Origin of the sequence: Alteromonas gilva (assembly GCF_028595265.1) — a bacterium.
In the GTDB taxonomy this organism is placed as follows: domain Bacteria; phylum Pseudomonadota; class Gammaproteobacteria; order Enterobacterales; family Alteromonadaceae; genus Alteromonas; species Alteromonas gilva.
On sequence record NZ_JAQQXP010000001.1, the window covers coordinates 877,557 to 903,017 of the forward strand.

Genomic DNA, 25,461 nt, shown 5'->3' on the forward strand with positions numbered 1-25,461 from the left:
ATGGTTCAGACATTATGCAGACGCTGATGGCAACATTGGCCAGCTAAATAGCAGCATATGGGTAACGTTGAGCCCCCAATGACAGATAATAGCCCAGAGCAAACGGCCGGTTAGCCAATAAATCGTGCCGTATAACAACCCTGCCAGCGTTGCCAGCAGCATATACCATTCGCCGCCGCTAAAATGCGCCGCGCCAAATACCGCGCTGGCAACTATTAATCCGGCCAGTGGTGTCATTTTTCGCTGCAGCAAACGTTGTAACCCACCCCGAAACAGCAATTCCTCAGTGACACAGGTATTGAGCAGGTTGGATACCATTAAGGTTGCTATCAGCGGTGTCAGTAAGGGTTGCCAGTTAACCAGCCCGAGAAGTACCGCGCCCCACAGGATGCCGCTAATGCCGGCAACGGCTGCAAGCCCGGTTTGCCAGTAAGATAGCTGCAGCGCTCGCGGAACCGGTTGCTTCGATGTTTTGCCCCATACAGACAGCCATTGCATTACCGACCAGGCGACTAACACTTTATCGGTATTCACGTAGAGCGTTACGGCAACACTGTCTGGTTTCACCATGCCGTTGGCGGCCAGTATGAATCCCTGATAACCGGGCAGCGTATGGGTAAGCAGTCCCAACGTCAGTACGCCCCAGCATAGCCATAAAAACCTACTGGCAAGACGCGCCGGGGCAATTGTCCTTAGCAGGTAAGTCAGGCCAATATAAACACTGCCCACCAGGGCGAAAACAAAGGAGCTTGTTATGCTATGAACTAACCAGATAGCAATAACAGGCGCAACGTAGCGCAGCCATTGCCGGGGTGCCCCCGCACTTAGCAGGATCACCAATGAATAACACAGGAAGGCGCTTACAAGAGGGGTTTGTGCTGACATAGAACGGGCTTTCCAAAAATGTTGAACATGCAAAAAAGGGCTGTTAGCCGGCACTGTAACACAGCTGTTTATAGTCACCATACAGCGGAACAACTGCCGCTCATACGGCAGATTGATATAGTGTGGGGGTTCTTACCTAACCGCATTTAACCAGGAGTAATAGTATGAGCACTGACTATTCATCCGTATCGGTCTGTGAATATGCCGATGCGTTACCCCGCGAACAATTTATGGATTATGCTATTCACGCTTTGTGGCAACCGGCCGCCAGCATCTGTGGGCCTGCCTTTACGGTAAAGTGTCGGCCTGGCGATCATCTTATGTTACACGCCGCGATATACCGGGCTAAACGGGGCGATATTATTGTGGTTGAAGCCGATGATCAATTTGCCCTGGCAGGAGGCAATGTGTGCGCCATTGCTCAGCGCAGAGGAATAGCCGGTTTTGTGATTGATGGCGTTATCCGCGACCTTGGTGAAGTGCGCGAAATGGGGTTTCCGGTTTATGCGCGCGGAGTTGTGCCCAAGCCCGGGGCAAAAAAATGCGTTGATCCGTTAAATCAGCCGGTTAACTGTGGTGGTGTGACAGTGCATCCCGGTGATATCATTGTCGCTGACGAAGAAGGTATTGCTGTGATTCCTAAGGCCAGTGCCGCTGAAGCCTTTGAAATAGCGCAACAACGCGCCCACAAAGACAGCGCCATGACACTGGATGAGTGGCAGACCAAACACCACGATAATATTGAATCAATCCTCCGCCAACTGGGGTTTGACGACACCTGACCAACTAAAATAGGCCCTGATGTTTTCATTTTTTGAGCGACTCACTAATCCTTTCCCCAGCGAACCGCCAGGCCAGCCGCCAGCCGGTATGGTGGCATTCTGTAAACACTACACCAGTGGAATGTGGGGCGTTTTACTCACCGTTTCGCTGCTCAGCGCTATTGTTGCCGTACTGGAAGTGGCGTTGTTTGGTTTTATGGGGACGCTGGTAGACTGGTTTACCGAAAAAGACCGGTCCACCTTTATTGAGCAGGAAAGTACCACCTTAATCGGTATGGGTCTGGTGATCGTCGTGCTCATTCCTGGCTTTATTTTGTTACGTTCACTATTTTCGCGCCAGTCGCTGCTGGGCAATTATCCCATGCGTATTCGCTGGCAGGCTCATCGTTACTTACTGGGCCAAAGCCTGACTTTTTTCCATAACGAATTTGCCGGCAGAGTGGCTACCAAAGTGATGCAGACGGCGCTATCGGTGCGTGAGACTGTGATGAAGCTGCTTGATTTGATGGTCTATATCGGGGTGTATTTCATTTCGATGGTGGCGCTGATCTTTAGCGCCGACTGGCGGTTGAGTGTCCCCCTGATCATCTGGCTTGGTGTTTACGTGGTGATTTTGCGCATACTGGTACCAAAACTCAAGGAAGTGTCTCAGTATCAGGCCGACGCCCGCTCAATGATGACCGGCCGCATTGTTGACAGCTACACCAACATCTCCACAGTAAAACTGTTTTCGCACAGTCAGCGTGAGGCGAATTACGCACGCGAAAGCATGGACAAGTTTCTGCATACTGTTTATCCGCAAATGCGACTTGTCACTATTTTAGAATTTTGTGTTGAACTCAGTAACGCGATTCTCATTTTTAGTATCGGTGCATTATCGGTGTATTTATGGTTGCAGCAGGTTGTCTCCCCTGGAGAGATTGCGCTAGCCGTAAGCCTTTGTCTGCGTCTCAATGGCATGTCTCACTGGGTCATGTGGGAAGTAGCTTCATTGTTTGAGAATTTAGGCACAGTGCAGGATGGTATCAATACCCTCGCCCAGCCGGTAGAAGTAAAAAATGCTAAACAAGCTGGCCCGCTAACGGTCACCGGCGGCGAAATCCAGTTCAGCAACATGAGCTTTAGCTACCCGGGCAACAATCACGACCCGGTGCCGGTTTTTGAAAACCTCGATTTACATATTAAACCGGGCGAGAAAGTGGGCCTGGTGGGGCGCTCCGGCGCGGGTAAGTCGACTTTGGTTAACCTGTTGCTGCGTTTTTACGACACCACAGAGGGGAAAATTCTGATTGATGGCCAGGATATCAGTCAGGTGGATCAGGAGTCGTTGCGTGCGCAAATCAGTATGGTGACGCAGGATACCTCGCTAATGCACCGCTCCGTACGCGACAATATTATTTATGGTCGCAATGATGCCGATGAAGCAGACATGGTAAACGCCGCTGAGCAGGCTGAGGCCTTTGAATTTATTCAGCAGCTTTCGGATAAGGATGGACGCACCGGCTTTGATGCTCAGGTTGGCGAGCGGGGCGTTAAGCTCTCCGGTGGCCAGCGCCAGCGCATTGCCATCGCCAGAGTGCTGTTAAAAGATGCACCGCTGCTCATTTTGGATGAAGCGACCTCGGCGCTGGACTCAGAAGTTGAAGCGGCGATTCAGGAGTGCCTCAACAAAGTCATGGAGAATAAAACCGTGCTGGCCATTGCCCACCGCTTATCGACCATTGCGCAAATGGATCGGCTGCTGGTATTGGATAACGGCAAAATAGTGGAGCAGGGCACACATCAGGAGTTACTCGATAAAGGCGGTATTTACGCCAAGTTATGGGCGCATCAAACAGGCGGATTTATTGGTCTTGAATAATATCAGGCAATCCGGCCTCCCGGCGCACATAAAACTATCGCCGGAAGCTGCCCGTGAAAATGACAACAAAAGCCGCTACGAGCGATTAACCGGTCTTACGTATAAGGAGTCAATAACCCCGACGTGAAACAGCCTATTATGAACCTGAATAAAGTGCCGGCTATCCCTGAACATCAGGCATTTTCAGATGCAACCCTGACCTGGATAGCACGGCAGAATCTCTGGAACTTATGGGTGCCAGAGGCTTTTGGCGGTGTAGAAAGCGCGCTACAGGAGGGGTTAAGTATATTGCAGTCGCTGGCCCGTACAGATGGCAGTTTAGGCTGGACGGTTACGTTGTGTGCCGGTGCGAATTTTTTTGTGGGTAATTTACAGCCCGATTTTGCCCGGCAATTATTTAATGGTCAGCCGGTGATAATGGGCGGTAGTGGCGGCGTGTTTGGCACTGCAAATCGGCTAACACAGGGTTATAACCTGAACGGGCACTGGCGCTATGCGACCGGCGCGCCCTACTTAACCCACTTTACACTCAATGCCGCGTTAACTGAAAACGGCGAGCCGCTCACCAACCCGGATGGTACGGAGGTAGTTAAATCCTTTGTGTTACCTGCTAACCAGGTGACGGTAACAGAGGACTGGCAAACTATGGGCTTAAAAGCTACCGCAACCCATAGTTTTGACGTAAGCGATGTACAGGTCGATGACGGGCAGAGCTTTACCTATGATAAGGTGTACTTGCCGCAGCCCTTGTATAAACTGGATTTTGCAGTCTTTGCCGACCTCACGCTGTGGGTAAACTATATCGGCATGGCCGAGCATTTGTACTCGGAGACGCAAGGGTGTCAGCAATCCGATGTCAGAACGCAATTGCATGCTGCCATTACATCTGCCAATAAGGAAGTGAGCCGACTGGCCAGTGAGTGCGAACAGCTGGCGGGCAACCACGCCACCTTTGACGACATTGTGGTAAAGGCCGTGCATAACAGCGCCTGTGCATCAGTTGCTGAGCTTACCCGGGCGGTGGTGGGGGTGTACCCATATCTGGGTATCAGTGCGGCATCACAGGGTAATGTGGTTAACCAGATTTTCAGGGATTACTTTACTGCCACACAACATCATATCTTTCACCGATGAAGCGCGCAGAGCAGCGACAACAAGCGATAAGCAGTATTGTTGTAAAGACTCACCGGCCAGGCTTTACAACGGCCCCGTAATGCAATGACTGTGCTCACGGATACCTGGTGTTTCTGTGTTAATAAAGCGCTTGTATCTCGGGGCTCTTTAAGTATAATACGCGTCCCTCCCTTGCGAAGCCGCACTTTTTCACTAAAAAACGAAAAAACTTCACAAGGTGAGTGTAATTAAAATCAGTCTGTAGGTTGATGAATACTAACCCGATTAGTTAAGAATGTGGCGAGGTTAAACGCCGGCACTTTTAATTATGAGGGAAATAGGGGTGTAGTTCGAATTGGTAGAACAGCGGTCTCCAAAACCGATGGTTGGGGGTTCGAGTCCCTCCACCCCTGCCAAATTAAATAATGCTGTGTGCGTGCGCGGGCAGTTTGAAGAAAGCCGTATTGCTAGGGTCGTGAAATGAGCGAAAAAACGGAAAATCCATCCAATTCAATGGACATGCTAAAGTGGTTAATCGTGTTTGCATTACTGGCAGGCGTTATTACCGCAAACTATATGTACGGTGAAGTGTCTGTACTTTATCGTGCCTTAGGCGCGGTTGTGGCTGTTGCGATTGCAGGATTTATCGCTGCTACTACCACCAAAGGTTCGACTTTCCTTACGTTTGCCAAAGATTCGCGGATGGAAGTTCGTAAGGTTGTATGGCCTTCACGACAAGAACTTAACCAGACAACGCTTATCGTCATTGTTGCCACCATCATCGCGGCGTTGCTGCTATGGGGTATTGACGGTATTCTGGTTTGGGTTGTTGGTTTGATTACGGGTATAGGAGCGTAAAACATGACTGAAGAGACGCAAAAGAAAAAGCGCTGGTATGTGGTACAAGCCTATTCTCAGTACGAGTCACGTGTAAAGAAAACACTGCTTGAATACATCAAAATGCACGAAATGGAAGACTACTTTGGTCAGGTATTAGTACCGACCGAAGAAGTGGTCGAAATGCGTGCTGGCCAAAAACGCAAGTCAGAAAGAAAGTTCTACCCGGGTTACGTGCTGGTAGAAATGGAAATGAACGAAGACTCGTGGCACTTAGTAAAAAGTGTACCGCGCGTGCTGGGTTTCATTGGCGGCACCTCAGATCGCCCAATGCCGATTTCGCAGCGCGAAGCCGATGCAATCTTGAACCGTCTTGAAGAGTCGGTTGATAAGCCAAAACCAAAAACCTTGTTCGAGCCGGGCGAAGTGGTACGGGTTACCGATGGTCCGTTTGCCGACTTCAACGGTGTGGTCGAAGAAGTGGATTACGAAAAGAGCCGCGTCAAAGTGTCGGTACTCATCTTTGGTCGTTCTACGCCTGTAGACCTGGAATTCAGCCAGGTAGAAAAAGGCTAAAACCAAGGCAATACATTGAAAAGCCTTATTATTTTGTAATAAGGCTTTTTTGCTATTAATAATCAATAAACTATTTTGTACAAGAGGTTGCATCAGGCTATTTGTTAGCCTATAATTCGCGCCCCTTTTATTGGAACCGGGGAGCCGATTGAGCGGATAATCTCGATATCTGCAAGGCGTCTGACCCACAAACGAGAGCATTTAAAATGGCTAAAAAAGTATCAGGCTTAATTAAGCTTCAGGTTGCAGCCGGTGCTGCAAACCCGTCTCCACCAGTTGGTCCTGCATTAGGTCAACATGGTGTGAACATCATGGAATTCTGTAAGGCTTTCAACGCAAAAACTGAGAGTCTTGAGAAAGGTGCGCCAGTACCAGTAGAAATTACTGTATACGAAGATCGCTCTTTCACATTCGAAACTAAAACGCCTCCTGCTTCTTACCTGCTGAAAAAAGCGGCTGGTATCAAGAGCGGTTCTGGCCGTCCTAACACTGAAAAAGTGGGTACTGTTACCCGTGCTCAATTGGAAGAAATCGCCAAAACTAAAGAGCCGGATCTGACAGCTGCTGACCTGGACGCGGCGGTACGTACAATTGCGGGTTCTGCTCGCTCCATGGGCTTGAAGGTAGAGGGTTAATCGAATGGCTAAATTAACTAAACGTGCACGTATTATTCGTGAAAAAGTTGATGCGACTAAAGAGTATGACATCAACGAAGCCGTTGCTCTGCTTAAAGAGTTGGCTACTGCCAACTTCGCTGAAAGCGTAGACGTAGCTGTAAATCTGGGTATCGACGCCAAGAAATCTGACCAGAACGTTCGTGGTGCAACAGTACTGCCAAACGGTACGGGTAAAGAAGTACGCGTTGCCGTATTTACGCAAGGTGCAAACGCTGAAGCCGCTAAAGCTGCCGGTGCCGACATCGTTGGTATGGACGACTTAGCAGAACTGGTTAAGAAAGGCGAAATGAACTTTGACGTGGTTGTTGCCAGCCCTGACGCGATGCGTGTTGTTGGTCAACTGGGTCAAATCTTAGGTCCACGCGGTCTGATGCCTAACCCTAAAACTGGCACTGTAACACCAGACGTAGCAACAGCAGTTAAGAATGCTAAAGCGGGTCAGGTGCGCTACCGTAACGATAAGAACGGTATTATCCACGCCAGCATTGGTAAGATTGCTTTTGAAGCAAATCAAATCCAGGAAAATTTAGAAGCATTACTGGAAGCCCTGAAGAAAGCTAAGCCTTCGTCAGCTAAAGGTACTTACATCAGAAAAGTTAGCCTAAGCACTACAATGGGTGCCGGCGTTGTTCTTGATAAAGGTACTGTGGGCCTGTAATGCCCCTTACCGGTATGTAGTACCGGTATTCTCTCCGGTTTTGGGTTGGAGCCATTATATCGCACAGCGAATATTGGCTCCCGTCCTAGACCGCAGGCGTGACACAGTAAAAGAGGTAAGAGAACTTTTACGCTAATGTGTCACTTAATCAAGCAAGCCTGCGCAGACGGTGGTTTGGACTCAGACTCTCTGGGATAAAAACACCGTAGAGCGGTGTCTTCAATTGGTGAAGACATCAATCTGTGAACCCTGATTAGGTTGATAACTGGCTTAATCAGATTTTAAGAGGTGAACTCAGTGGCACTAGGTTTAGCAGCAAAAAAAGAGATCGTAGCAGAGGTTTCCGATGTTGCATCTCGCGCTCTATCCGTAGCCGTTGCTGAATACCGTGGGATGGAAGTTGCCGATCTGACTGATCTGCGCGTAAAAGCCCGTGAGCAAGGCGTATACCTTAAGGTTGTACGTAATACTCTGGCCAAGCGTGCGTTAGCAGATAGCAAATTTTCAGATTTAGATAGCGCCTTAACTGGTCCGCTTATTTATGGTTTCTCTATCGATGCACCAGGCGGTGCAGCTCGTCTTTTTAAAGACTTCGGTAAGACTAACGATAAGCTTAAAGTTACTGCTTTATCGATTGGTAGTGGTCTGCTTGGTCCAGAAAAACTGGATGCAGTGGCGTCTCTGCCTACCCGCGACGAAGCGCTTGCGAAACTACTTGCAACCTTCAAAGCACCTGCCGAGAAATTCGTTCGTACCATCAACGAAGTACCTGGCAAGTTTGTGCGTGTATTGGCGGCGGTCAAAGACACCAAGTAATTGGCGTTTTTGGCATATTGATTTTTTTAACATTTTAATCCCAGGAGTTTAGAGAAAATGGCTCTAACTAAAGAAGATATTTTAAACGCGATCGCTGAAATGCCAGTAATGGAACTGGTTGAACTGATCGAAGCAGCCGAAGAAAAATTCAACGTATCTGCTGCTGCTGTTGCAGTTGCTGGTCCTGCTGTAGCTGGTGAAGCAGCTGCTGCTGAAGAGAAAACTGAATTTGACGTTGTTATGACTTCATTCGGTGCAAACAAGGTTGCAGTAATCAAAGCAGTTCGCGGCGCGACTGGCCTTGGCCTGAAAGAAGCTAAAGAAGTAGTTGAATCTGCTCCTAAAGCTATCAAAGAAGGCGTAAGCAAAGAAGAAGCAGAAGAACTGAAAGCAGCGCTTACTGAAGCCGGTGCAGAAGTTGAAATCAAGTAATTTGCTTTAGCAGATTGCTTGCCAGAAATGGCACAGGCTGGTGGTTTTTTTGACCACCAGCCTTTTTGCGCTGTAGGGTGTACAGGTTTTTACCCTTGACTGTATACACCATGCGCCACCACTTGGAATAATAAATAAAGTAATAAACCAACAAGTTAACTAAAAATTGGTTAAATTTTGGTGTATGCTAATTGATTGTTCCCTGTGAAAGGGTACTGGAAGTTTGTTGCCGTTAAGTTATTGGCAACAGGTTGGGTCTAAAATCAGCAGGCTGAGGAACCCATGGTTTACTCTTATAGCGAAAAGAAACGTATCCGTAAGGATTTTGGCAAACGCCCACAGGTATTGGAAATTCCATACCTTCTTTCAATCCAGCTAGATTCTTTCAAAAAGTTTATTGATATCGATCCGGACGGTCAATACGGCTTGGAAGCAGCATTCCGTTCAGTGTTTCCGATAAAAAGTTACTCTGGCAATTCAGAATTACAATATGTGAGTTATCGCCTCGGCGAACCGGTTTTTGATGTTAAAGAATGTCAAATCCGCGGCGTTACCTACTCTGCGCCGTTAAGAGTGAAACTGCGTCTGGTATTATTCGACAAGGAAGCAGCACCCGGTACTGTAAAAGATATTAAAGAACAAGAAGTGTACATGGGTGAGATTCCTTTAATGACAGAGAACGGTACGTTCGTCATTAATGGTACTGAGCGTGTTATCGTTTCTCAGCTGCACCGTTCCCCGGGTGTGTTCTTTGATCATGACAAAGGTAAAACGCACTCGTCGGGTAAAGTGCTTTATAATGCACGCGTAATCCCCTACCGTGGCTCTTGGTTAGACTTTGAGTTTGACCCGAAAGACAACCTGTTTGTGCGCATTGACCGTCGCCGTAAATTGCCTGCAACGATTATTTTACGCGCGTTGGAAATGGGTACAGAAGAAATTCTTGATACCTTCTTCGACAAGATCCAGGTCCGCATTGCCGACAACAAGATGATGATGGAAGTGGTGCCTGATCGCCTGCGTGGTGAAACTGCCCAATTCGATATTCTTGATGGCGAAGATAACGTACTGGTTGAATCTGGTCGTCGTATCTCGGCCCGTCACACCCGTGCGTTGGAAAAAGCCGGTATCAGCGAATTAGAAGTACCCGTTGAATATCTGGTCGGCCGTGTGTACGCCGAGGGTTTCATTAACGAAGAAACCGGTGAAGTACTGGTAAACGCTAATGAAGAAGTGACTCTGGAAAGTCTGGCCGCATTGAGCCAGGCAGGCATTAAAGAGTTCACTACCCTTTACATCAACGAACTGGATCATGGTTCGTATATCTCTGACACGCTGCGTATTGACAGCTCAACGAACCGTTTGGAAGCACTGGTAGAAATCTACCGTATGATGCGTCCTGGTGAGCCGCCAACGAAAGATGCAGCAGAAACCCTGTTCGACAACCTGTTCTTCTCTGATGAACGCTATGACCTGTCGTCAGTAGGCCGTATGAAGTTCAACCGCCGTTTAGGCCGTGATGAACTGACCGGCAGCGGTACCCTGGATAAAGAAGATATCATTGCGGTAATGAAGCAATTGATTCTTATCCGTGACGGTAAAGACGAAGTTGACGATATCGACCACTTGGGTAACCGTCGTATCCGTTCTGTTGGCGAGATGGCTGAAAACCAGTTCCGTGTTGGCCTGGTTCGTGTTGAACGTGCCGTGAAAGAGCGCTTAAGTTTAGGCGATCTTGATAATATCATGCCGCAGGATCTGATTAACGCTAAGCCTATTTCGGCAGCAGTGAAAGAATTCTTTGGCTCGTCACAGCTTTCACAGTTTATGGATCAGAACAACCCGCTGTCAGAAGTAACGCACAAGCGTCGTATTTCTGCCTTAGGTCCGGGCGGTTTGACCCGTGAACGTGCTGGCTTTGAGGTTCGAGACGTACACCCGACCCACTATGGTCGTCTATGTCCTATCGAAACTCCTGAAGGTCCAAACATCGGTTTGATCAACTCATTGGCGAGCTTTGCCCGTACCAATGACTTTGGTTTCCTGGAAACGCCATTCCGACGCATCGTCGACGGCGTAGTAACCGATGAAATCGATTATTTATCTGCGATTGAGGAAGGTCAGTTCGCGATTGCCCAGGCTAACGTAGCACTGACGGATAATCTTGAACTGATGGACGACCTGATCCCATGTCGTCACCGTGGTGAAACCACCTTAATGCCTAAAGAAGACATTAAGTACATGGACGTTTCGCCTCAGCAAATCGTTTCAATTGCAGCGAGTATCATTCCGTTCCTGGAACACGATGATGCTAACCGTGCTCTGATGGGTGCAAACATGCAACGTCAGGCAGTACCAACTCTGCGCGCTGATAAGCCGCTGGTAGGTACCGGTATGGAAAAAACCATTGCTGTTGACTCCGGTGTAACCGTGGTCGCTAAGCGTGGTGGTGTTATCGACTATGTTGATGCCAGCCGTATCGTAGTAAAAGTTGACGAAGATGAAATGTTTGCCGGTGAAGCCGGTATCGATATTTACAATCTGAATAAATACACCCGTTCTAACCAGAACACCTGTATTAACCAACGCCCAACCTGTAATGTTGGCGACCCAATCGTAGCCGGAGACGTACTGGCGGATGGTCCTTCAACTGATTTAGGTGATCTGGCGTTAGGGCAGAACATGCGTATCGCGTTCATGCCCTGGAACGGTTACAACTTCGAAGACTCGATTCTGATTTCAGAACGCGTTGCCGAAGAAGACCGTTTCACCACGATTCATATTCAGGAACTAAGCTGTATTGCGCGTGATACCAAGTTAGGTCCGGAAGAAATTTCTTCTGATATTCCTAACGTCGGTGAGTCTGCACTTAGCAAGTTGGATGAGTCTGGCGTTGTGTACATTGGTGCAGAAGTGAAAGGCGGCGATATTCTGGTTGGTAAGGTAACACCTAAAGGTGAAACTCAGCTTACCCCGGAAGAGAAACTGTTACGTGCTATTTTCGGTGAAAAAGCCTCTGACGTAAAAGATACGTCACTGCGTGTACCTAACTCGGTACATGGTACGGTTATCGATGTACAGGTATTTACCCGTGATGGCGTTGAGAAAGACAAGCGTGCACTGGAAATTGAAGACATGCAGTTACGTCAGGTTAAGAAAGACCTGTCTGATGAATTCAATATTCTGGCTGACGGTATCTTTGCCCGTGCGCAGAACCTGTTGCTCAAAGCTGGTACCGATCAGGCGAAGCTGGATAGCTTGCCACGCGAGAAGTGGTTTGATATCCCGCTGAGCGATGCCGATCTGCAAAGCGATCTTGACCAGATTGGTCAGCAGCACGACGAAATTAAAGCCGATTTCGATAAGAAATTTGAAGTTAAGCGTCGCAAGATCACTCAGGGCGATGACCTGGCACCTGGCGTACTTAAGATTGTGAAGGTTTACCTTGCAGTTAAACGTCACATCCAGCCTGGTGATAAGATGGCCGGACGTCACGGTAACAAAGGTGTTATCTCAACGGTTATTCCGGTTGAAGATATGCCTTACGATGAAAACGGCACGCCGGTTGATATCGTATTGAACCCACTGGGTGTACCGTCGCGGATGAACATCGGTCAGATCCTGGAGACCCATTTAGGTATGGCGGCTCACGGTCTTGGCGTGAAGATTGACAAGATGCTCAAAGAGCAAGAAGAAATGCAGAAACTGCGTGACTTCCTGCAGGAAATCTACTCACTGGGGGATAACCCGCAGCAGGTTGATATCAGCACCTTTACCGATCACGAAGTATTGCGTCTTGCCGATAACCTGCGTAAAGGGGTTCCAGTTGCGACACCAGTATTTGATGGTGCTCGTGAATCTGAAATCAAAGAGATGCTAAAACTGGCGGATATACCGGAGAGCGGACAGATTACGTTGTTCGACGGTCGTACGGGTCGTACATTCGAACGTCCGGTAACCGTGGGTTACATGTACATGCTGAAACTGAACCACTTGGTAGACGATAAGATGCACGCTCGTTCTACTGGTTCATACAGTCTGGTTACACAGCAACCGCTGGGTGGTAAAGCACAGTTCGGTGGTCAGCGCTTCGGTGAGATGGAAGTGTGGGCCCTGGAAGCATACGGTGCTGCATATACTCTGCAGGAAATGCTTACTGTTAAGTCGGATGACGTTAACGGCCGTACCAAAATGTACAAGAACATCGTTGATGGTGATCACAGAATGGAGCCAGGCATGCCTGAATCCTTCAATGTACTGCTTAAAGAAATTCGCTCACTCGGTATTAATATCGAGTTGGAAGAACACTAAGCAGGCGTGCGCCATTATTGATTGAGTTGGCCCGGGTAACCGGGCCATAGAGACTGACTCCGCCGGGAGAGTATTGTGAAAGACTTATTAAAGTTTCTAAAACAACAAAACAAGACCGAAGAGTTCGATAATATTCGAATCGGTCTGTCATCACCTGACATGATTCGTTCATGGTCATTTGGTGAAGTTAAGAAACCAGAGACGATTAACTATCGTACCTTTAAACCAGAACGCGATGGCTTGTTCTGTGCGCGCATTTTTGGTCCGGTTAAAGACTATGAGTGCTTGTGTGGTAAATACAAGCGTCTTAAGCACCGTGGTGTAATCTGCGAAAAATGTGGTGTTGAAGTGACCCTGACAAAAGTACGCCGTGAGCGTATGGGTCACATCGAGCTGGCAAGCCCGGTTGCACACATCTGGTTCTTAAAATCATTACCGTCTCGCATCGGCCTGATGCTGGATATGACACTGCGTGATATTGAGCGCGTATTGTACTTTGAATCATTTGTTGTCACTGAGCCGGGTATGACTACTCTGGAACGCAGTCAGCTATTGAGCGAAGAAGAATACCTTGACGCCCTCGAAGAGCACGGCGATGAGTTTGAAGCCAAAATGGGTGCCGAAGCGGTATACGATTTGCTCAAAGTGCTCGACGTTGATGCCGATGTTGCTGCGATGCGCGAAGAGCTGCCGTCAATCAATTCAGAAACCAAGCGTAAGAAGATCACCAAGCGTCTTAAGCTGCTTGAGTCATTCCAACAGTCTGGTAACAAGCCAGAGTGGATGATCATGACAGTGCTACCGGTATTACCGCCTGACTTACGTCCGTTGGTACCACTGGATGGTGGCCGCTTTGCGACCTCTGATCTGAACGATTTGTATCGCCGTGTTATTAACCGTAACAACCGTCTTAAGCGTCTGTTAGACCTGGCGGCACCTGACATCATCGTGCGTAACGAAAAACGTATGTTGCAGGAAGCGGTAGATGCACTGTTAGATAACGGTCGTCGTGGTCGTGCCATTACCGGTTCTAACAAGCGTCCGCTGAAATCACTTGCCGATATGATCAAAGGTAAGCAGGGTCGTTTCCGTCAGAACCTGCTTGGTAAGCGTGTTGACTACTCAGGCCGTTCTGTAATTACCGTTGGTCCGACACTGCGTTTACACCAGTGTGGTCTGCCTAAGAAAATGGCCCTTGAGCTGTTTAAGCCGTTTATCTACGGTAAATTAGAAGGCCGTGGCCTGGCGACAACTATTAAAGCTGCCAAGAAGCTGGTAGAGCGCGAAGCGCCGGAAGTATGGGACGTACTGGATGAAGTTATCCGTGAACACCCGGTATTGCTGAACCGTGCACCTACACTTCACCGTTTGGGTATCCAGGCATTTGAACCGACCCTCATTGAAGGTAAAGCGATTCAATTGCACCCGTTAGTCTGTGCGGCTTATAACGCCGACTTCGACGGTGACCAAATGGCGGTACACGTACCACTGACCATTGAAGCGCAGCTTGAAGCCCGTGCGCTGATGATGTCGACCAATAACATTCTGTCACCAGCCAATGGTGAGCCAATCATCGTACCTTCACAGGACGTTGTATTAGGCCTGTATTACCTGACTCGTGACAAAGTTAACGGTTTGGGCGAAGGCATGATGTTTACCAGTCCGCACGAAGCTGAAAAAGCCTACCGCACTGGCCATGCCGAATTACACGCACGCGTTAAAGTGCGTATTACGGAATACGATGTGGCGGAAGATGGCAGCAAGACTGAAAAAGTCACGCTGACCGATACGACTGTTGGCCGTGCTATATTCTCGTTGATTCTGCCTAAAGGTTTGCCGTTTGAAATCATCAACCAGGCAATGGGTAAAAAGCAAATTTCAGCCTTGCTGAATGCTTGTTACCGGACTCTGGGTCTGAAAGATACGGTAATCGCTGCTGACCAAATCATGTATACCGGTTTCCACTACGCGATGATCGCTGGTGCGTCAGTTGGTATCGACGATATGGTTATCCCGGATGCCAAGAAAGACATCATCGATGCAGCCGAAGCTGAAGTGATCGAAATTCAGGAGCAGTTCCAGAGTGGTCTTGTTACCGCTGGTGAGCGCTACAACAAAGTTATCGATATCTGGTCTAACGCCAACGAAAAAGTCGCCAAGGCGATGATGGATAACTTAAAGACCGACATCGTTATCAATGCCAAGGGCGAAGAAGAAGAGCAAGCATCATTTAACTCGGTTTATATGATGGCTGACTCCGGTGCTCGTGGTAGTGCCGCACAGATTCGTCAGTTGGCGGGTATGCGTGGTCTGATGGCCAAGCCGGATGGTTCAATCATCGAAACGCCGATTACCGCTAACTTCCGTGAAGGTCTGAACGTACTCCAGTACTTCATCTCTACTCACGGTGCGCGTAAAGGTCTTGCCGATACCGCCCTTAAAACAGCTAACTCAGGTTATCTGACGCGTCGTCTGGTAGACGTAGCACAGGATTTGGTTATTACCAATGATGACTGCGGTACTTACGAAGGTGTTCTGATGACACCGCTGATTGAAGGTGGTGACGTAGTAGAGCCACTGCGTGAGCGTGTATTGGGCCGTGTAGTTGCTGAAGATGTTTATGCACCGGGTACCGACGAACTGTTGGTTGAGCGTAATACGCTGCTCGATGAGCATCTGGTAGATATGCTGGAGCAAAACTCCGTTGACCAGATGATGGTACGCTCGGTTATCACCTGTGATAACGACTACGGTGTGTGTGCTAACTGTTACGGACGTGACCTGGCACGCGGTCACATGGTTGGTCGCGGCGAGTCTGTGGGTGTTATTGCCGCACAGTCTATCGGTGAGCCAGGTACTCAGCTTACCATGCGTACCTTCCACATTGGTGGTGCCGCATCGCGGGCGTCTGCAGAAAACAGTGTACAGGTAAAAACTGCCGGTAACCTGAAACTGCACAATGCCAAATTTGTTAAGAATAGCGACGGTAAACTGGTTATCGTATCGCGTTCAACAGAACTGACGATGACCGACGAGCAGGGTCGTGAGAAAGAGCGCTATAAAGTGCCTTACGGTGCGATTCTGACAGTAGACGACGGTGCAGCGGTGCAAGCCGGTGATGTTGTCGCTAACTGGGATCCGCATAGTCACCCGATCGTGCTTGAGCGTTCATCGAAAATATCATTTGCTGATATTGACGACTCGAATACCGAGATGCAGCAGGATGAACTGACCGGTCTGACCCGTGTAGTAGTTAAAGATTTATCTAAGGTTAATGCCAAAGAACCGAAGCTGATCCTCGAAAGTGAAGAGTATGGTTTGCAGGAAATTCGTCTGCCAAGCTTTACCACAATCGAAGCTGCTGACGGTAAAGTGGCTAACGAAGGTGACGTGCTGGCACGTATACCTCAGGAAAGCTCGAAGACACGGGATATTACCGGTGGTCTGCCGCGCGTTGCTGACTTGTTCGAAGCGCGTAAGCCTAAAGAGCCGGCTATCCTGGCAGAAATCTCAGGTATGATTGGTTTTGGTAAAGAAACCAAAGGCAAGAAACGTTTGGTAATAACACCGAAAGACGGCGACCCGTACGAAGAGATGATTCCGAAATGGCGTCAGCTTAACGTATTCGAAGGTGAGAACGTTGAAAAAGGTGAAGTTATTGCCGATGGTCCTGAGTCACCACATGACATTCTGCGTCTGCGCGGCGTGAGTGCGGTATCTAACTACATCGTCAACGAAGTTCAGGAAGTTTATCGTCTGCAGGGCGTAAAAATTAACGATAAGCACATCGAAGTGGTAATCCGCCAGATGCTGCGTAAGTGTATGATTACTGCGCCTGGCGATACACAATTCCTCGAAGGCGAGCAAGTGGAAGTGGCTGCGGTTAAGATTGCTAACCGCGAAATGGAAAAAGCCGGTAAATTACCTGCACTGTATGAAATACAGTTACTGGGTATTACTAAGGCCTCGTTGTCGACAGAGTCATTTATTTCTGCGGCATCGTTCCAGGAAACCACTCGCGTACTCACCGAAGCGGCGGTACAGGGCAAAGAAGACGACTTACGTGGTCTGAAAGAAAACGTTATCGTTGGTCGCCTGATCCCGGCGGGTACCGGTTTTGCGTATCACGAAAAACGTGCACAACGTCGTCACGAAGAAATAGCTGAAATGTCAGTATCTGCTGCTGAAGCAGAACAGGCATTAACGGAAGCGTTGAACGCCGAAGTATCTTCAGACAGTTCGTCAGAAGATTAAGCGAAGTAATGCAGGTGGGGCATCATCGTAAGATGGTGCCCCATTTTTCATCTGTAGCAGGGGAAATACACGCTAATTCCGTGGTTAACCTTTGTACAGCTTGACAGCAAAGGCATTGATCTTTAATATTCCGCGACCCGAAAAAAGGTAACCGGCAACGAGCCAGCCCAATTCGGCGCGGTTTTTACTATCAACGCCGCACAGATCGTAACGAGCATATGGTCTGGCGATGAACAAAAGTCGCATTTAATCGACCCGGACAAATGCCCGGGTTTTTGTAGTTTTTAATCAGGAGCTAGTTAATGGCAACAGTTAACCAGTTAGTGCGCAAGCCACGCAGAAAGCCCGTTGAAAAAAGCAACGTAGCTGCACTGCAGGCGTGTCCACAAAGACGTGGTGTATGTACTCGTGTATATACCACTACGCCTAAGAAACCAAACTCAGCATTACGTAAAGTATGTCGTGTTCGTTTAACCAACGGTTTTGAAGTGTCTTCATACATCGGTGGTGAAGGCCATAACCTTCAGGAACACAGCGTTGTGCTTATCCGTGGCGGTCGTGTAAAAGACTTGCCAGGTGTTCGTTATCACACAGTTCGCGGTACACTTGACTGCGCCGGTGTAAACGATCGTAAACAGGCCCGTTCTAAGTACGGCGCCAAGCGGCCCAAGTCTTAACGGTTCTCCGTTAGTAAGGCCAAACTGTATTAATTGAGTTTTGGGTTATCCCTGAATTCCACGGAGAATAGAAGATGCCAAGAAGAAGAGTCGTAGGTCAACGTAAAATCCTACCAGAACCAAAATTTGGTTCACAATTACTTGCTAAATTCATGAATGTCGTAATGCTCGACGGCAAGAAATCGAAAGCTGAAAAGATCGTTTACGGTGCGCTTGATATTGTTGCTGAAAAAACCGGCAAGGCACACTTAGATGTATTCGAAGAAGCACTGGACAACATTCGTCCTACTGTTGAGGTTAAATCACGTCGTGTAGGTGGTTCAACTTATCAGGTACCAGTAGAAGTTCGTCCTGTTCGTCGTAATGCACTGGGTATGCGTTGGATGGTAGAAGCGGCACGTAAACGTGGCGAAAAGTCAATGGCTCAGCGCCTGGCTGCCGAAATGCTTGATGCAAGTGACAACAAAGGTTCAGCGGTTAAGAAACGTGAAGACGTACACCGTATGGCCGATGCGAACAAAGCGTTCGCACACTATCGTTGGTAATCAACGTTTAACTGAGAGAGATGTATGCCACGTAAGACTCCAATAGATCGCTATCGGAATATAGGAATTGTTGCGCACGTTGATGCGGGTAAAACTACCACAACGGAACGCGTACTTTTTTATACCGGGCTATCGCATAAAATTGGTGAAGTGCATGATGGCGCTGCAACCATGGACTGGATGGAACAAGAGCAGGAGCGGGGAATTACGATTACCTCTGCGGCTACCACTTGTTTCTGGTCCGGGATGCAGCAACAGTTTGATCAGCACCGCATTAATATTATCGATACCCCAGGACACGTTGACTTTACCATTGAGGTAGAGCGTTCATTGCGTGTGCTGGACGGTGCGGTAGTGGTATTTTGCGGGTCTTCTGGTGTTGAACCTCAATCAGAAACTGTCTGGCGACAGGCAGATAAATATCACGTTCCGCGCATGGTCTTTGTGAATAAGATGGACCGTGCCGGGGCGGATTTTGAACGGGTTATTGGTCAAATCCGTAAGCGCTTAGGTGCCAACTGTGTACCCATTCAGCTTAATATCGGCGCCGAGGAAGAGTTCAGCGGTGTGATTGACCTGATTAAAATGAAATCCATTAACTGGAATGCCGAAGATAAGGGTATGACCTTTACTTACGAAGAGATTCCGGCTGAATTGTTAGACAAAGCAGAAAAATACCGCTCAGAAATGATTGAGGCGGCCGCAGAAGCTAACGATGAACTGATGGACAAGTATTTAGAAGGCGGAGAACTGACTGAAGAAGAAATTCATGAAGGTCTTCGTGTTCGCACATTAAGAAATGAAATCGTGCTGGCCGCATGCGGTAGTGCGTTTAAAAATAAAGGTGTACAAGCGGTTCTCGACGCCGTTGTGCGCTATTTGCCCGCACCGGATGACGTGCCGGCAATCAAAGGCATATTACCAGACGACAGCGAAGGCGAGCGTCACGCCGATGATAGCGAACCGTTTTCAGCCCTGGCGTTTAAGATCGCCACCGACCCGTTTGTTGGCACGCTGACGTTTTTCCGCTGTTACTCTGGCGTGGTAAATACCGGTGATACCGTATTTAACCCTGTCAAAGGAAAGCGCGAGCGCTTTGGCCGTATTGTGCAAATGCACGCTAAAGACCGCGCCGAATTAAAAGAAGTGCGTGCCGGTGATATCGCCGCTGCGATCGGTATGAAAGACGTCACCACAGGTGACACCCTGTGTGATCCGAACAACGTGATCACACTGGAGCGGATGGAATTCCCGGATCCGGTTATTTCGATAGCCGTTGAGCCAAAATCTACCGCAGACCAGGAAAAAATGGGTATCGCGCTGAGCAAATTAGCCGCTGAAGACCCTTCGTTCCGGGTAAAAACGGATGATGAAACCGGCCAGACGATTATATCTGGCATGGGTGAATTACACCTCGATATCATCGTTGACCGCATGAAACGCGAGTTTAATGTGGAATGTAACGTTGGTAATCCGCAGGTCGCTTATCGCGAGACTATCCGTAAGACAGTAGAAGTTGAAGGCAAGTTTGTTCGTCAGTCAGGCGGTCGCGGTCAGTTTGGCCACGTTTGGCTGCGTATTGAACCGCAGGAAGAAGGCAAGGGCTATGAGTTCGTTAACGAAATTGTTGGCGGCGTGATCCCTAAAGAGTTTATTCCTTCGGTTGACAAAGGTATTCAGGAGCAAACGCAAAATGGTGTGCTGGCAGGTTATCCTGTTCTCGATGTAAAGGTAACTTTATTTGACGGCTCTTACCATGATGTTGACTCTTCTGAAATGGCGTTTAAGATCGCCGGTTCAATGGGCTTTAAAAAAGGTGCAGCAGAAGCGAATCCTGTTTTATTGGAGCCCACGATGAATGTTGAAGTAACCACTCCGGAAGATTGGATGGGTGACGTTGTTGGCGACCTTAACCGTCGCCGTGGTATGATTGAAGGAATGGAAGAAGGCGTAGCCGGAATAAAAATTGTTCGGGCAAAGGTGCCACTTTCGGAAATGTTCGGTTATGCTACTGACCTGCGTTCAGCCACGCAGGGGCGCGCCTCCTACTCAATGGAGTTCTTCAACTATGCAGAAGCGCCCAGCAACGTGGCGAAAGCAATCATTGAGGCACGAAGCTAATATTTGAAGGTTCGGTCCGGTCTGCTATTGGGGCGGACTTTTAACTTAGGAAACGAGAAAAATGGCAAAAGCAAAGTTTGAACGGTCGAAACCCCACGTAAACGTGGGTACTATCGGCCACGTTGACCACGGTAAAACCACTCTGACAGCAGCAATCACTACTGTTCTTGCAAAGACTTACGGTGGTTCTGCGCAAGCATTCGATCAAATCGATAATGCGCCAGAAGAAAAAGCACGTGGTATCACCATCTCTACTTCACACGTAGAGTATGACACTCCAACTCGTCACTACGCACACGTAGACTGTCCTGGACACGCCGATTATGTTAAAAACATGATCACCGGTGCTGCTCAGATGGACGGCGCGATCCTGGTAGTTGCTGCGACTGACGGCCCTATGCCTCAGACTCGTGAGCACATCCTGTTAGGTCGTCAGGTTGGCGTACCTTACATCATCGTATTCATGAACAAATGTGACATGGTTGATGATGAAGAGCTGCTTGAGCTGGTAGAAATGGAAGTTCGTGAACTGTTATCAGAGTACGATTTCCCAGGTGATGACCTGCCGGTTATCCAGGGTTCTGCACTGAAAGCGCTTGAAGGCGATGCAGCCTGGGAAGCGAAGATTGTTGAGTTAGGTGAAGCCCTGGATTCATACATCCCAGAGCCAGAGCGTGACATCGATAAGCCGTTCATCCTGCCAATCGAAGACGTATTCTCAATCTCAGGTCGTGGTACTGTTGTAACAGGCCGTGTTGAGCAAGGTATCGTTAAAGTAGGTGAAGAAGTTGAAATCGTAGGTATCAAAGATACTACCAAGACAACTTGTACCGGTGTTGAAATGTTCCGTAAGCTGCTTGACGAAGGTCGCGCAGGTGAGAACGTAGGTGTTCTGTTACGTGGTACTAAGCGTGACGACGTAGAGCGTGGTCAAGTACTGGCGAAGCCTGGTTCAATCACGCCACACACTAAGTTTGAAGCGGAAGTTTACGTACTGTCTAAAGACGAAGGTGGCCGTCATACGCCATTCTTTAAAGGTTACCGTCCACAGTTCTACTTCCGTACAACTGACGTAACTGGTGCTGTTGAGCTGCCAGAAGGCGTAGAAATGGTAATGCCAGGCGACAACCTGAAGTTTGTAGTTGACCTGATTGCACCAATCGCGATGGACGAAGGTCTGCGCTTCGCAATCCGTGAAGGTGGTCGTACTGTAGGTGCTGGTGTTGTTTCTAAAATTATCGCTTAATCGATAGTTTTAAACACCAACCCAAAAAAAGGTCGCGTAAGCGGCCTTTTTTATGTCTGCCTCCCTTTGGGTGCCGCCACCAGGGAGCGCCTATGCAGCAATGTTGACTGTCTTGGATGAAGACACTGCAGAGCCGTAAACATTCGCCCTGTCGTAATGATATACAGATGCTGGCTCAAGGTAGGTGGAAGTGGTGGTTATTTTGACCGGCAGCAATTATTTGGCGTGTTTAAAAAGTGCCCAGATACCTTTAAGAATTTCGGTTACCGACTATCTTTAGGATTGGACTAACAAATTGTTTAAGCAAGCTTTTTAAGTTTTTAATATTGATGACATTAAAACAGATATGCCTTTTTGCACTGATGATGCCAATAACACTTTTGGATATGCATGCTATGGCCAGTGAAGGTGATATTGTGGTGGCAGTCTCTGGCGCGAGCCGCATTGAGTCCATCAGCAAACGGGAATTGATTGACGTTTTTATGGGTCGGTTTGATGTATTGCAAAATGGCGAACGAGTTCAACCTGTCGATTACAGCGGTAACCCAGCGCTTCGAGGTACCTTTTACCAACGTTTAGTCGGCAAAAATCAAAAGCAAATTAACGCTTATTGGTCCCGGTTGGTCTTCTCCGGACGGGCAAAGCCACCGGTACAAGTTGATAGCGTGCAGCAAAGTATACGGTTTATACTGGACAACCCAACAGGCCTGGCATACCTTCCCGCCAGCCGCGTTTCAGAGGAGATGAAAATTGTTCTTGTTCTGGAATAATGCCCGGCGAGTAATCATGCTGGTTTATCTCACTGGCCTGAGTATGATAACGCCCATAGCGACAGCGGACATAGAAGTAAGTGGTTTCGCTACGGCTGGTTTTACCACCAGTAATGACGATGAACTGATTTTTCAGTCGTCGCTTGACCGCATTCCCGAGGCGGGCATAAACTGGCAAACTAATTCGTTATTAGGGGTGCAGATTAACTACCAGGTATCCGATGAGCTGGATATTGTTGTGCAGGCATTGCTTGAGCATAAGCATAATAATTCGATAGCAGATTTTCTTGAGATGGCCTTTGTGCGTTATCGCTTTAATCGCAACTGGTCTGCGCGGTTAGGTCGATTAAACTACAATGCTTACCTGACTTCCGAATATTTGAATGTAGGTTACAGTACCCTGTGGGCCAGTCCGCCAACGGAGTTTTATACCCCCTCGTCGAATATCTCCTACATTGATGGTGCTGAACTGGAGTACCGTAAATCCGTTAGCACCGGCATAATGCAGGCGACGTTTGCCTACGGAGATAGTCAGGCGAACATAGCCAGTACTGGCGATGACTACTGGTTGAAATACAAACGGGTGGTAAATGGTTCGTTGAGTTTTGAAACCAGTAGCTGGGGGATCAAAGCGACGCTGAGTCATTTTCATGGCGAAGATTCCTATTTTGGCAGCCTGAATGACTTTCAACGGCGATTACCGTCGATCCCTGAATCATGGTGGCCGACTGCAGGTAACTTTGCCAGGGCAATAGATTTTAAAGGGAAGCAAATCACCTACGCTGCGCTGGGTTATCACTACAATAATGGTACCTGGTTGCTTATGTCAGAAGTTGCCATGTTAGATATTGATTGGGCGCTACTGAATAACCTTGCCTATGGCTATACCACATTTGGCTATATTTATGGCGATGTTACCCCTTACATCACCCTGGCTAAATTGAATACGACAGATAAACGCACTGTCTTAGCAGAGCCTGACTACGAGGGTGTGCCTACGCGGGATGGACGTCAGGCACTCTCGCGAATGCACCGCGGCTCGCAGAACTTGTTGGATATATCAAGAATGCAGCAGCAGTCTGTTACTGCTGGAGCTCGCTGGGATATTGATGAGCGCTGGGCCCTTAAAGGACAAGTGGCTCGCTATCAAATAAGCGGCCCGGGCTATGGCATTTGGGGCAGTGACCTGGAAGTAAGTGTTGGTAACAAGCGCTACATCACTGTGGCAAGTATCAATCTAAGCACTATTTTTTAAGGTTGCCATGACTACTTTTCAGCCTTTTACGCAAAAACTAAACGTCAGGATGGCTCTGGTTGTTGCCCTGATTGGTATCTTTCTATCCGTAGCCGGCAGTATCGTGGTGTTTAGTCTGGCACTAAAAAAACAAGAGGCGTTAAGTTATCGCTTAGTCAATCAACTCGCCGCCAGCGCGGCCAGAACCGCAGCTATCGCAGTTTATGTAGAAGATGAGGAATTGGCCAGTGAAATCACCAGTGGCTTAGTGCTCAATGATTTAGTCGGTAATGTGCGCATTAATACGACCTATAGCGTGCTGGCGACAAGCCTTAGCAGCGAACCATCAACCACGCCAATTGTCCGTATGCTTTACCACCCTTTTATCAGCAATGAGAAGATGGGGGAGTTGGAGTTGTACCCCGATGCTGCTTTTATCAGAGAGTTAGCACTGCAAGAAGCAAAAGGCAGCGCGCTGCAGATTTTACTGGTGTCGTTTTTTATAACGCTTGCCATCGCGGGCACACTTCAGTACACCTTATCCGGCCCTCTAGTTAAGCTGAAAAATGCCTTTGAAAATGTCGATCCGTCGAGTCCGGACAAGCTGGAGAAAATCAACATTGATTACGCGCGCCAGGATGAGTTGGGTTTTCTCATTGAGCAAATCAATGGCCTGATCCGGGCTGTGCGCAGTAACTTTTTGGCGGAGCGAAAATTACGAGTGCATACCGAGAAGCTCGAACAGCAATTGCGCTTGTTGTTCGACAAAGCATCAGTCGGAATTGCGCTCATTTCCACCAAAAAAGGCATACTGATTGAAAACCCCAAGTTTAATAGCATCGTCGGTAGTAATTTCTCGATTAAAGATTTCATTGAAATGTTTGATGATGCAGAAACGGTTGCCAGTGTCATCACTTCACTGAAATCGTCCACCGATATAAAGCCCGTATCATTAGATTTGTCTTATCAAAGTGCCGGAGAACGGCGTTGGGTTCATTGTTTATTCGCGGCAGTGTCAGATCAGCGCGTGGTGTTAAGAGATGAGGATGATGTACTCTTTGAGGTGATTGTGAATGATATTACTGAGCGTAAAGAGCGCGAGGCCGAAGTCCGTTACCAGGCTCAGCATGATGCGCTTACCGGACTCTATAACCGCTTAGGCGGTGAAGTGCGTTTTCAGTATTTACTCGATGACACTGAAACTAACAACGTTAAAGTGTTTATGATGATTGACCTGGACCGCTTTAAGCCTATTAATGACACCTATGGCCATGATGCCGGGGATTTAGTCCTGACTGAAGTGAGTCAACGAATAAAATTGCTATTTAATGACCCGTCGGATGTGTGTTGTCGGTGGGGGGGAGACGAGTTTGTGGTGGGATTTAAGCGCCCCTACTTACCTCATTCATCGCTGAGTACACTCTGCAATACTCTTCTGCACAGTATAGAGGAGCCGATTATGATTGCCCATGATACCAGCGTGACGTTATCAGCCAGTATCGGAGTGGTCGTTGCAGAAGACGCCAGCAAATCCCTGGATTACTGGCTGGCTAAGGCCGACGAAAGTATGTATCAGGTTAAAAGTCACGGCCGGGCGAATTACGATATTGTTTAGGGTTAATTGACCTGATACTGGTTTAAAGCGCTGATTGAAACTGACATACTG

Annotated in this window: 19 protein-coding genes and 1 tRNA gene; 19 read left to right on the forward strand and 1 reads right to left on the reverse strand. The window is 48.3% G+C overall.

Features of this window, described 5'->3' with window-relative positions; translation table 11 throughout:
* Window positions 1-12 precede the first annotated feature (12 nt).
* Entirely contained in the window at window positions 13-885 is an 873-nt protein-coding gene (locus tag OIK42_RS03930; RefSeq protein WP_273638481.1) for a CPBP family intramembrane glutamic endopeptidase, read from the reverse strand.
* Window positions 886-1,049: 164 nt separating this feature from the next.
* On the opposite strand from OIK42_RS03930, the gene OIK42_RS03935 reads away from it, so the two are divergent.
* From OIK42_RS03935 to OIK42_RS04025, 19 genes are all read left to right on the forward strand, one after another.
* Window positions 1,050-1,667: an RraA family protein gene (locus tag OIK42_RS03935; RefSeq protein WP_273638482.1), complete on the forward strand. Its 618-nt coding sequence runs from the start codon at window positions 1,050-1,052 to the stop codon at window positions 1,665-1,667.
* 19 nt (window positions 1,668-1,686) lie between these two features.
* Window positions 1,687-3,528, forward strand: coding sequence for an ABC transporter ATP-binding protein (locus OIK42_RS03940; RefSeq protein WP_273638483.1), 1,842 nt, complete (start codon window positions 1,687-1,689; stop codon window positions 3,526-3,528).
* A 123-nt stretch (window positions 3,529-3,651) separates the two neighbouring features.
* Complete coding sequence (locus OIK42_RS03945; protein ID WP_273638484.1) at window positions 3,652-4,662, forward strand: acyl-CoA dehydrogenase family protein; 1,011 nt, start codon at window positions 3,652-3,654, stop codon at window positions 4,660-4,662.
* A 318-nt stretch (window positions 4,663-4,980) separates the two neighbouring features.
* Window positions 4,981-5,057, forward strand: a tRNA-Trp gene (locus OIK42_RS03950).
* A 64-nt stretch (window positions 5,058-5,121) separates the two neighbouring features.
* Window positions 5,122-5,499: a preprotein translocase subunit SecE gene (secE, locus tag OIK42_RS03955; protein ID WP_273638485.1), complete on the forward strand. Its 378-nt coding sequence runs from the start codon at window positions 5,122-5,124 to the stop codon at window positions 5,497-5,499.
* Between the two features lie 3 nt (window positions 5,500-5,502).
* Entirely contained in the window at window positions 5,503-6,054 is a 552-nt protein-coding gene (nusG, locus tag OIK42_RS03960; RefSeq protein WP_273638486.1) for a transcription termination/antitermination protein NusG, read from the forward strand.
* 206 nt (window positions 6,055-6,260) lie between these two features.
* The gene (rplK, locus tag OIK42_RS03965; protein WP_273638487.1) at window positions 6,261-6,689 is read left to right on the forward strand and encodes a 50S ribosomal protein L11; all 429 of its coding nucleotides are present in this window, start codon (window positions 6,261-6,263) and stop codon (window positions 6,687-6,689) included.
* Window positions 6,690-6,693: 4 nt separating this feature from the next.
* Window positions 6,694-7,389 (forward strand): 50S ribosomal protein L1, encoded by a 696-nt coding sequence (gene rplA, locus OIK42_RS03970; protein ID WP_273638489.1) that lies wholly within the window; start codon window positions 6,694-6,696, stop codon window positions 7,387-7,389.
* Window positions 7,390-7,686: 297 nt separating this feature from the next.
* Window positions 7,687-8,205, forward strand: a complete 519-nt coding sequence (gene rplJ, locus OIK42_RS03975; protein WP_273638490.1) for a 50S ribosomal protein L10 — start codon at window positions 7,687-7,689, stop codon at window positions 8,203-8,205.
* A gap of 57 nt (window positions 8,206-8,262) precedes the next feature.
* Window positions 8,263-8,637 carry a 50S ribosomal protein L7/L12 gene (rplL, locus tag OIK42_RS03980; RefSeq protein WP_273638491.1) on the forward strand — a complete coding sequence of 125 codons (375 nt, stop codon included), beginning with the start codon at window positions 8,263-8,265 and terminating at the stop codon, window positions 8,635-8,637.
* A gap of 282 nt (window positions 8,638-8,919) precedes the next feature.
* Window positions 8,920-12,948: a DNA-directed RNA polymerase subunit beta gene (rpoB, locus tag OIK42_RS03985; protein ID WP_273638492.1), complete on the forward strand. Its 4,029-nt coding sequence runs from the start codon at window positions 8,920-8,922 to the stop codon at window positions 12,946-12,948.
* 75 nt (window positions 12,949-13,023) lie between these two features.
* Complete coding sequence (rpoC, locus tag OIK42_RS03990; protein WP_273638493.1) at window positions 13,024-17,202, forward strand: DNA-directed RNA polymerase subunit beta'; 4,179 nt, start codon at window positions 13,024-13,026, stop codon at window positions 17,200-17,202.
* A 302-nt stretch (window positions 17,203-17,504) separates the two neighbouring features.
* Window positions 17,505-17,879: a 30S ribosomal protein S12 gene (gene rpsL / locus OIK42_RS03995; RefSeq protein WP_071980814.1), complete on the forward strand. Its 375-nt coding sequence runs from the start codon at window positions 17,505-17,507 to the stop codon at window positions 17,877-17,879.
* A 74-nt stretch (window positions 17,880-17,953) separates the two neighbouring features.
* A complete protein-coding gene (gene rpsG, locus OIK42_RS04000; RefSeq protein WP_273638495.1) occupies window positions 17,954-18,424 on the forward strand; it encodes a 30S ribosomal protein S7 in 471 nt (156 codons plus the stop codon).
* A 24-nt stretch (window positions 18,425-18,448) separates the two neighbouring features.
* The gene (fusA, locus tag OIK42_RS04005) at window positions 18,449-20,545 is read left to right on the forward strand and encodes an elongation factor G (RefSeq protein WP_273638496.1); all 2,097 of its coding nucleotides are present in this window, start codon (window positions 18,449-18,451) and stop codon (window positions 20,543-20,545) included.
* A gap of 61 nt (window positions 20,546-20,606) precedes the next feature.
* The gene (tuf, locus tag OIK42_RS04010) at window positions 20,607-21,791 is read left to right on the forward strand and encodes an elongation factor Tu (RefSeq protein ID WP_273638497.1); all 1,185 of its coding nucleotides are present in this window, start codon (window positions 20,607-20,609) and stop codon (window positions 21,789-21,791) included.
* A gap of 329 nt (window positions 21,792-22,120) precedes the next feature.
* The gene (locus tag OIK42_RS04015; protein ID WP_273638498.1) at window positions 22,121-22,561 is read left to right on the forward strand and encodes a hypothetical protein; all 441 of its coding nucleotides are present in this window, start codon (window positions 22,121-22,123) and stop codon (window positions 22,559-22,561) included.
* On the forward strand, window positions 22,542-23,816 hold the full coding sequence (locus tag OIK42_RS04020; RefSeq protein ID WP_273638499.1) for a hypothetical protein: 1,275 nt from the start codon (window positions 22,542-22,544) through the stop codon (window positions 23,814-23,816). The genes OIK42_RS04015 and OIK42_RS04020 overlap by 20 nt, the downstream gene beginning before the upstream one ends.
* 7 nt (window positions 23,817-23,823) lie before the next feature.
* Window positions 23,824-25,410, forward strand: coding sequence for a sensor domain-containing diguanylate cyclase (locus tag OIK42_RS04025; protein WP_273638500.1), 1,587 nt, complete (start codon window positions 23,824-23,826; stop codon window positions 25,408-25,410).
* Window positions 25,411-25,461 lie beyond the last annotated feature (51 nt).

Bases quoted from the DNA above. Each gene is read 5' to 3' on its own strand.
- OIK42_RS03930 (WP_273638481.1), bottom strand. From the start codon at position 885: ATGTCAGCACAAACCCCTCTTGTAAGCGCCTTCCTGTGTTATTCATTG.
- OIK42_RS03935 (WP_273638482.1), top strand. From the start codon at position 1,050: ATGAGCACTGACTATTCATCCGTATCGGTCTGTGAATATGCCGATGCG.
- OIK42_RS03940 (WP_273638483.1), top strand. From the start codon at position 1,687: ATGTTTTCATTTTTTGAGCGACTCACTAATCCTTTCCCCAGCGAACCG.
- secE (WP_273638485.1), top strand. From the start codon at position 5,122: ATGAGCGAAAAAACGGAAAATCCATCCAATTCAATGGACATGCTAAAG.
- nusG (WP_273638486.1), top strand. From the start codon at position 5,503: ATGACTGAAGAGACGCAAAAGAAAAAGCGCTGGTATGTGGTACAAGCC.
- rplK (WP_273638487.1), top strand. From the start codon at position 6,261: ATGGCTAAAAAAGTATCAGGCTTAATTAAGCTTCAGGTTGCAGCCGGT.
- rplA (WP_273638489.1), top strand. From the start codon at position 6,694: ATGGCTAAATTAACTAAACGTGCACGTATTATTCGTGAAAAAGTTGAT.
- rplL (WP_273638491.1), top strand. From the start codon at position 8,263: ATGGCTCTAACTAAAGAAGATATTTTAAACGCGATCGCTGAAATGCCA.
- rpoB (WP_273638492.1), top strand. From the start codon at position 8,920: ATGGTTTACTCTTATAGCGAAAAGAAACGTATCCGTAAGGATTTTGGC.
- rpsL (WP_071980814.1), top strand. From the start codon at position 17,505: ATGGCAACAGTTAACCAGTTAGTGCGCAAGCCACGCAGAAAGCCCGTT.
- rpsG (WP_273638495.1), top strand. From the start codon at position 17,954: ATGCCAAGAAGAAGAGTCGTAGGTCAACGTAAAATCCTACCAGAACCA.
- fusA (WP_273638496.1), top strand. From the start codon at position 18,449: ATGCCACGTAAGACTCCAATAGATCGCTATCGGAATATAGGAATTGTT.
- tuf (WP_273638497.1), top strand. From the start codon at position 20,607: ATGGCAAAAGCAAAGTTTGAACGGTCGAAACCCCACGTAAACGTGGGT.
- OIK42_RS04015 (WP_273638498.1), top strand. From the start codon at position 22,121: ATGACATTAAAACAGATATGCCTTTTTGCACTGATGATGCCAATAACA.
- OIK42_RS04025 (WP_273638500.1), top strand. From the start codon at position 23,824: ATGACTACTTTTCAGCCTTTTACGCAAAAACTAAACGTCAGGATGGCT.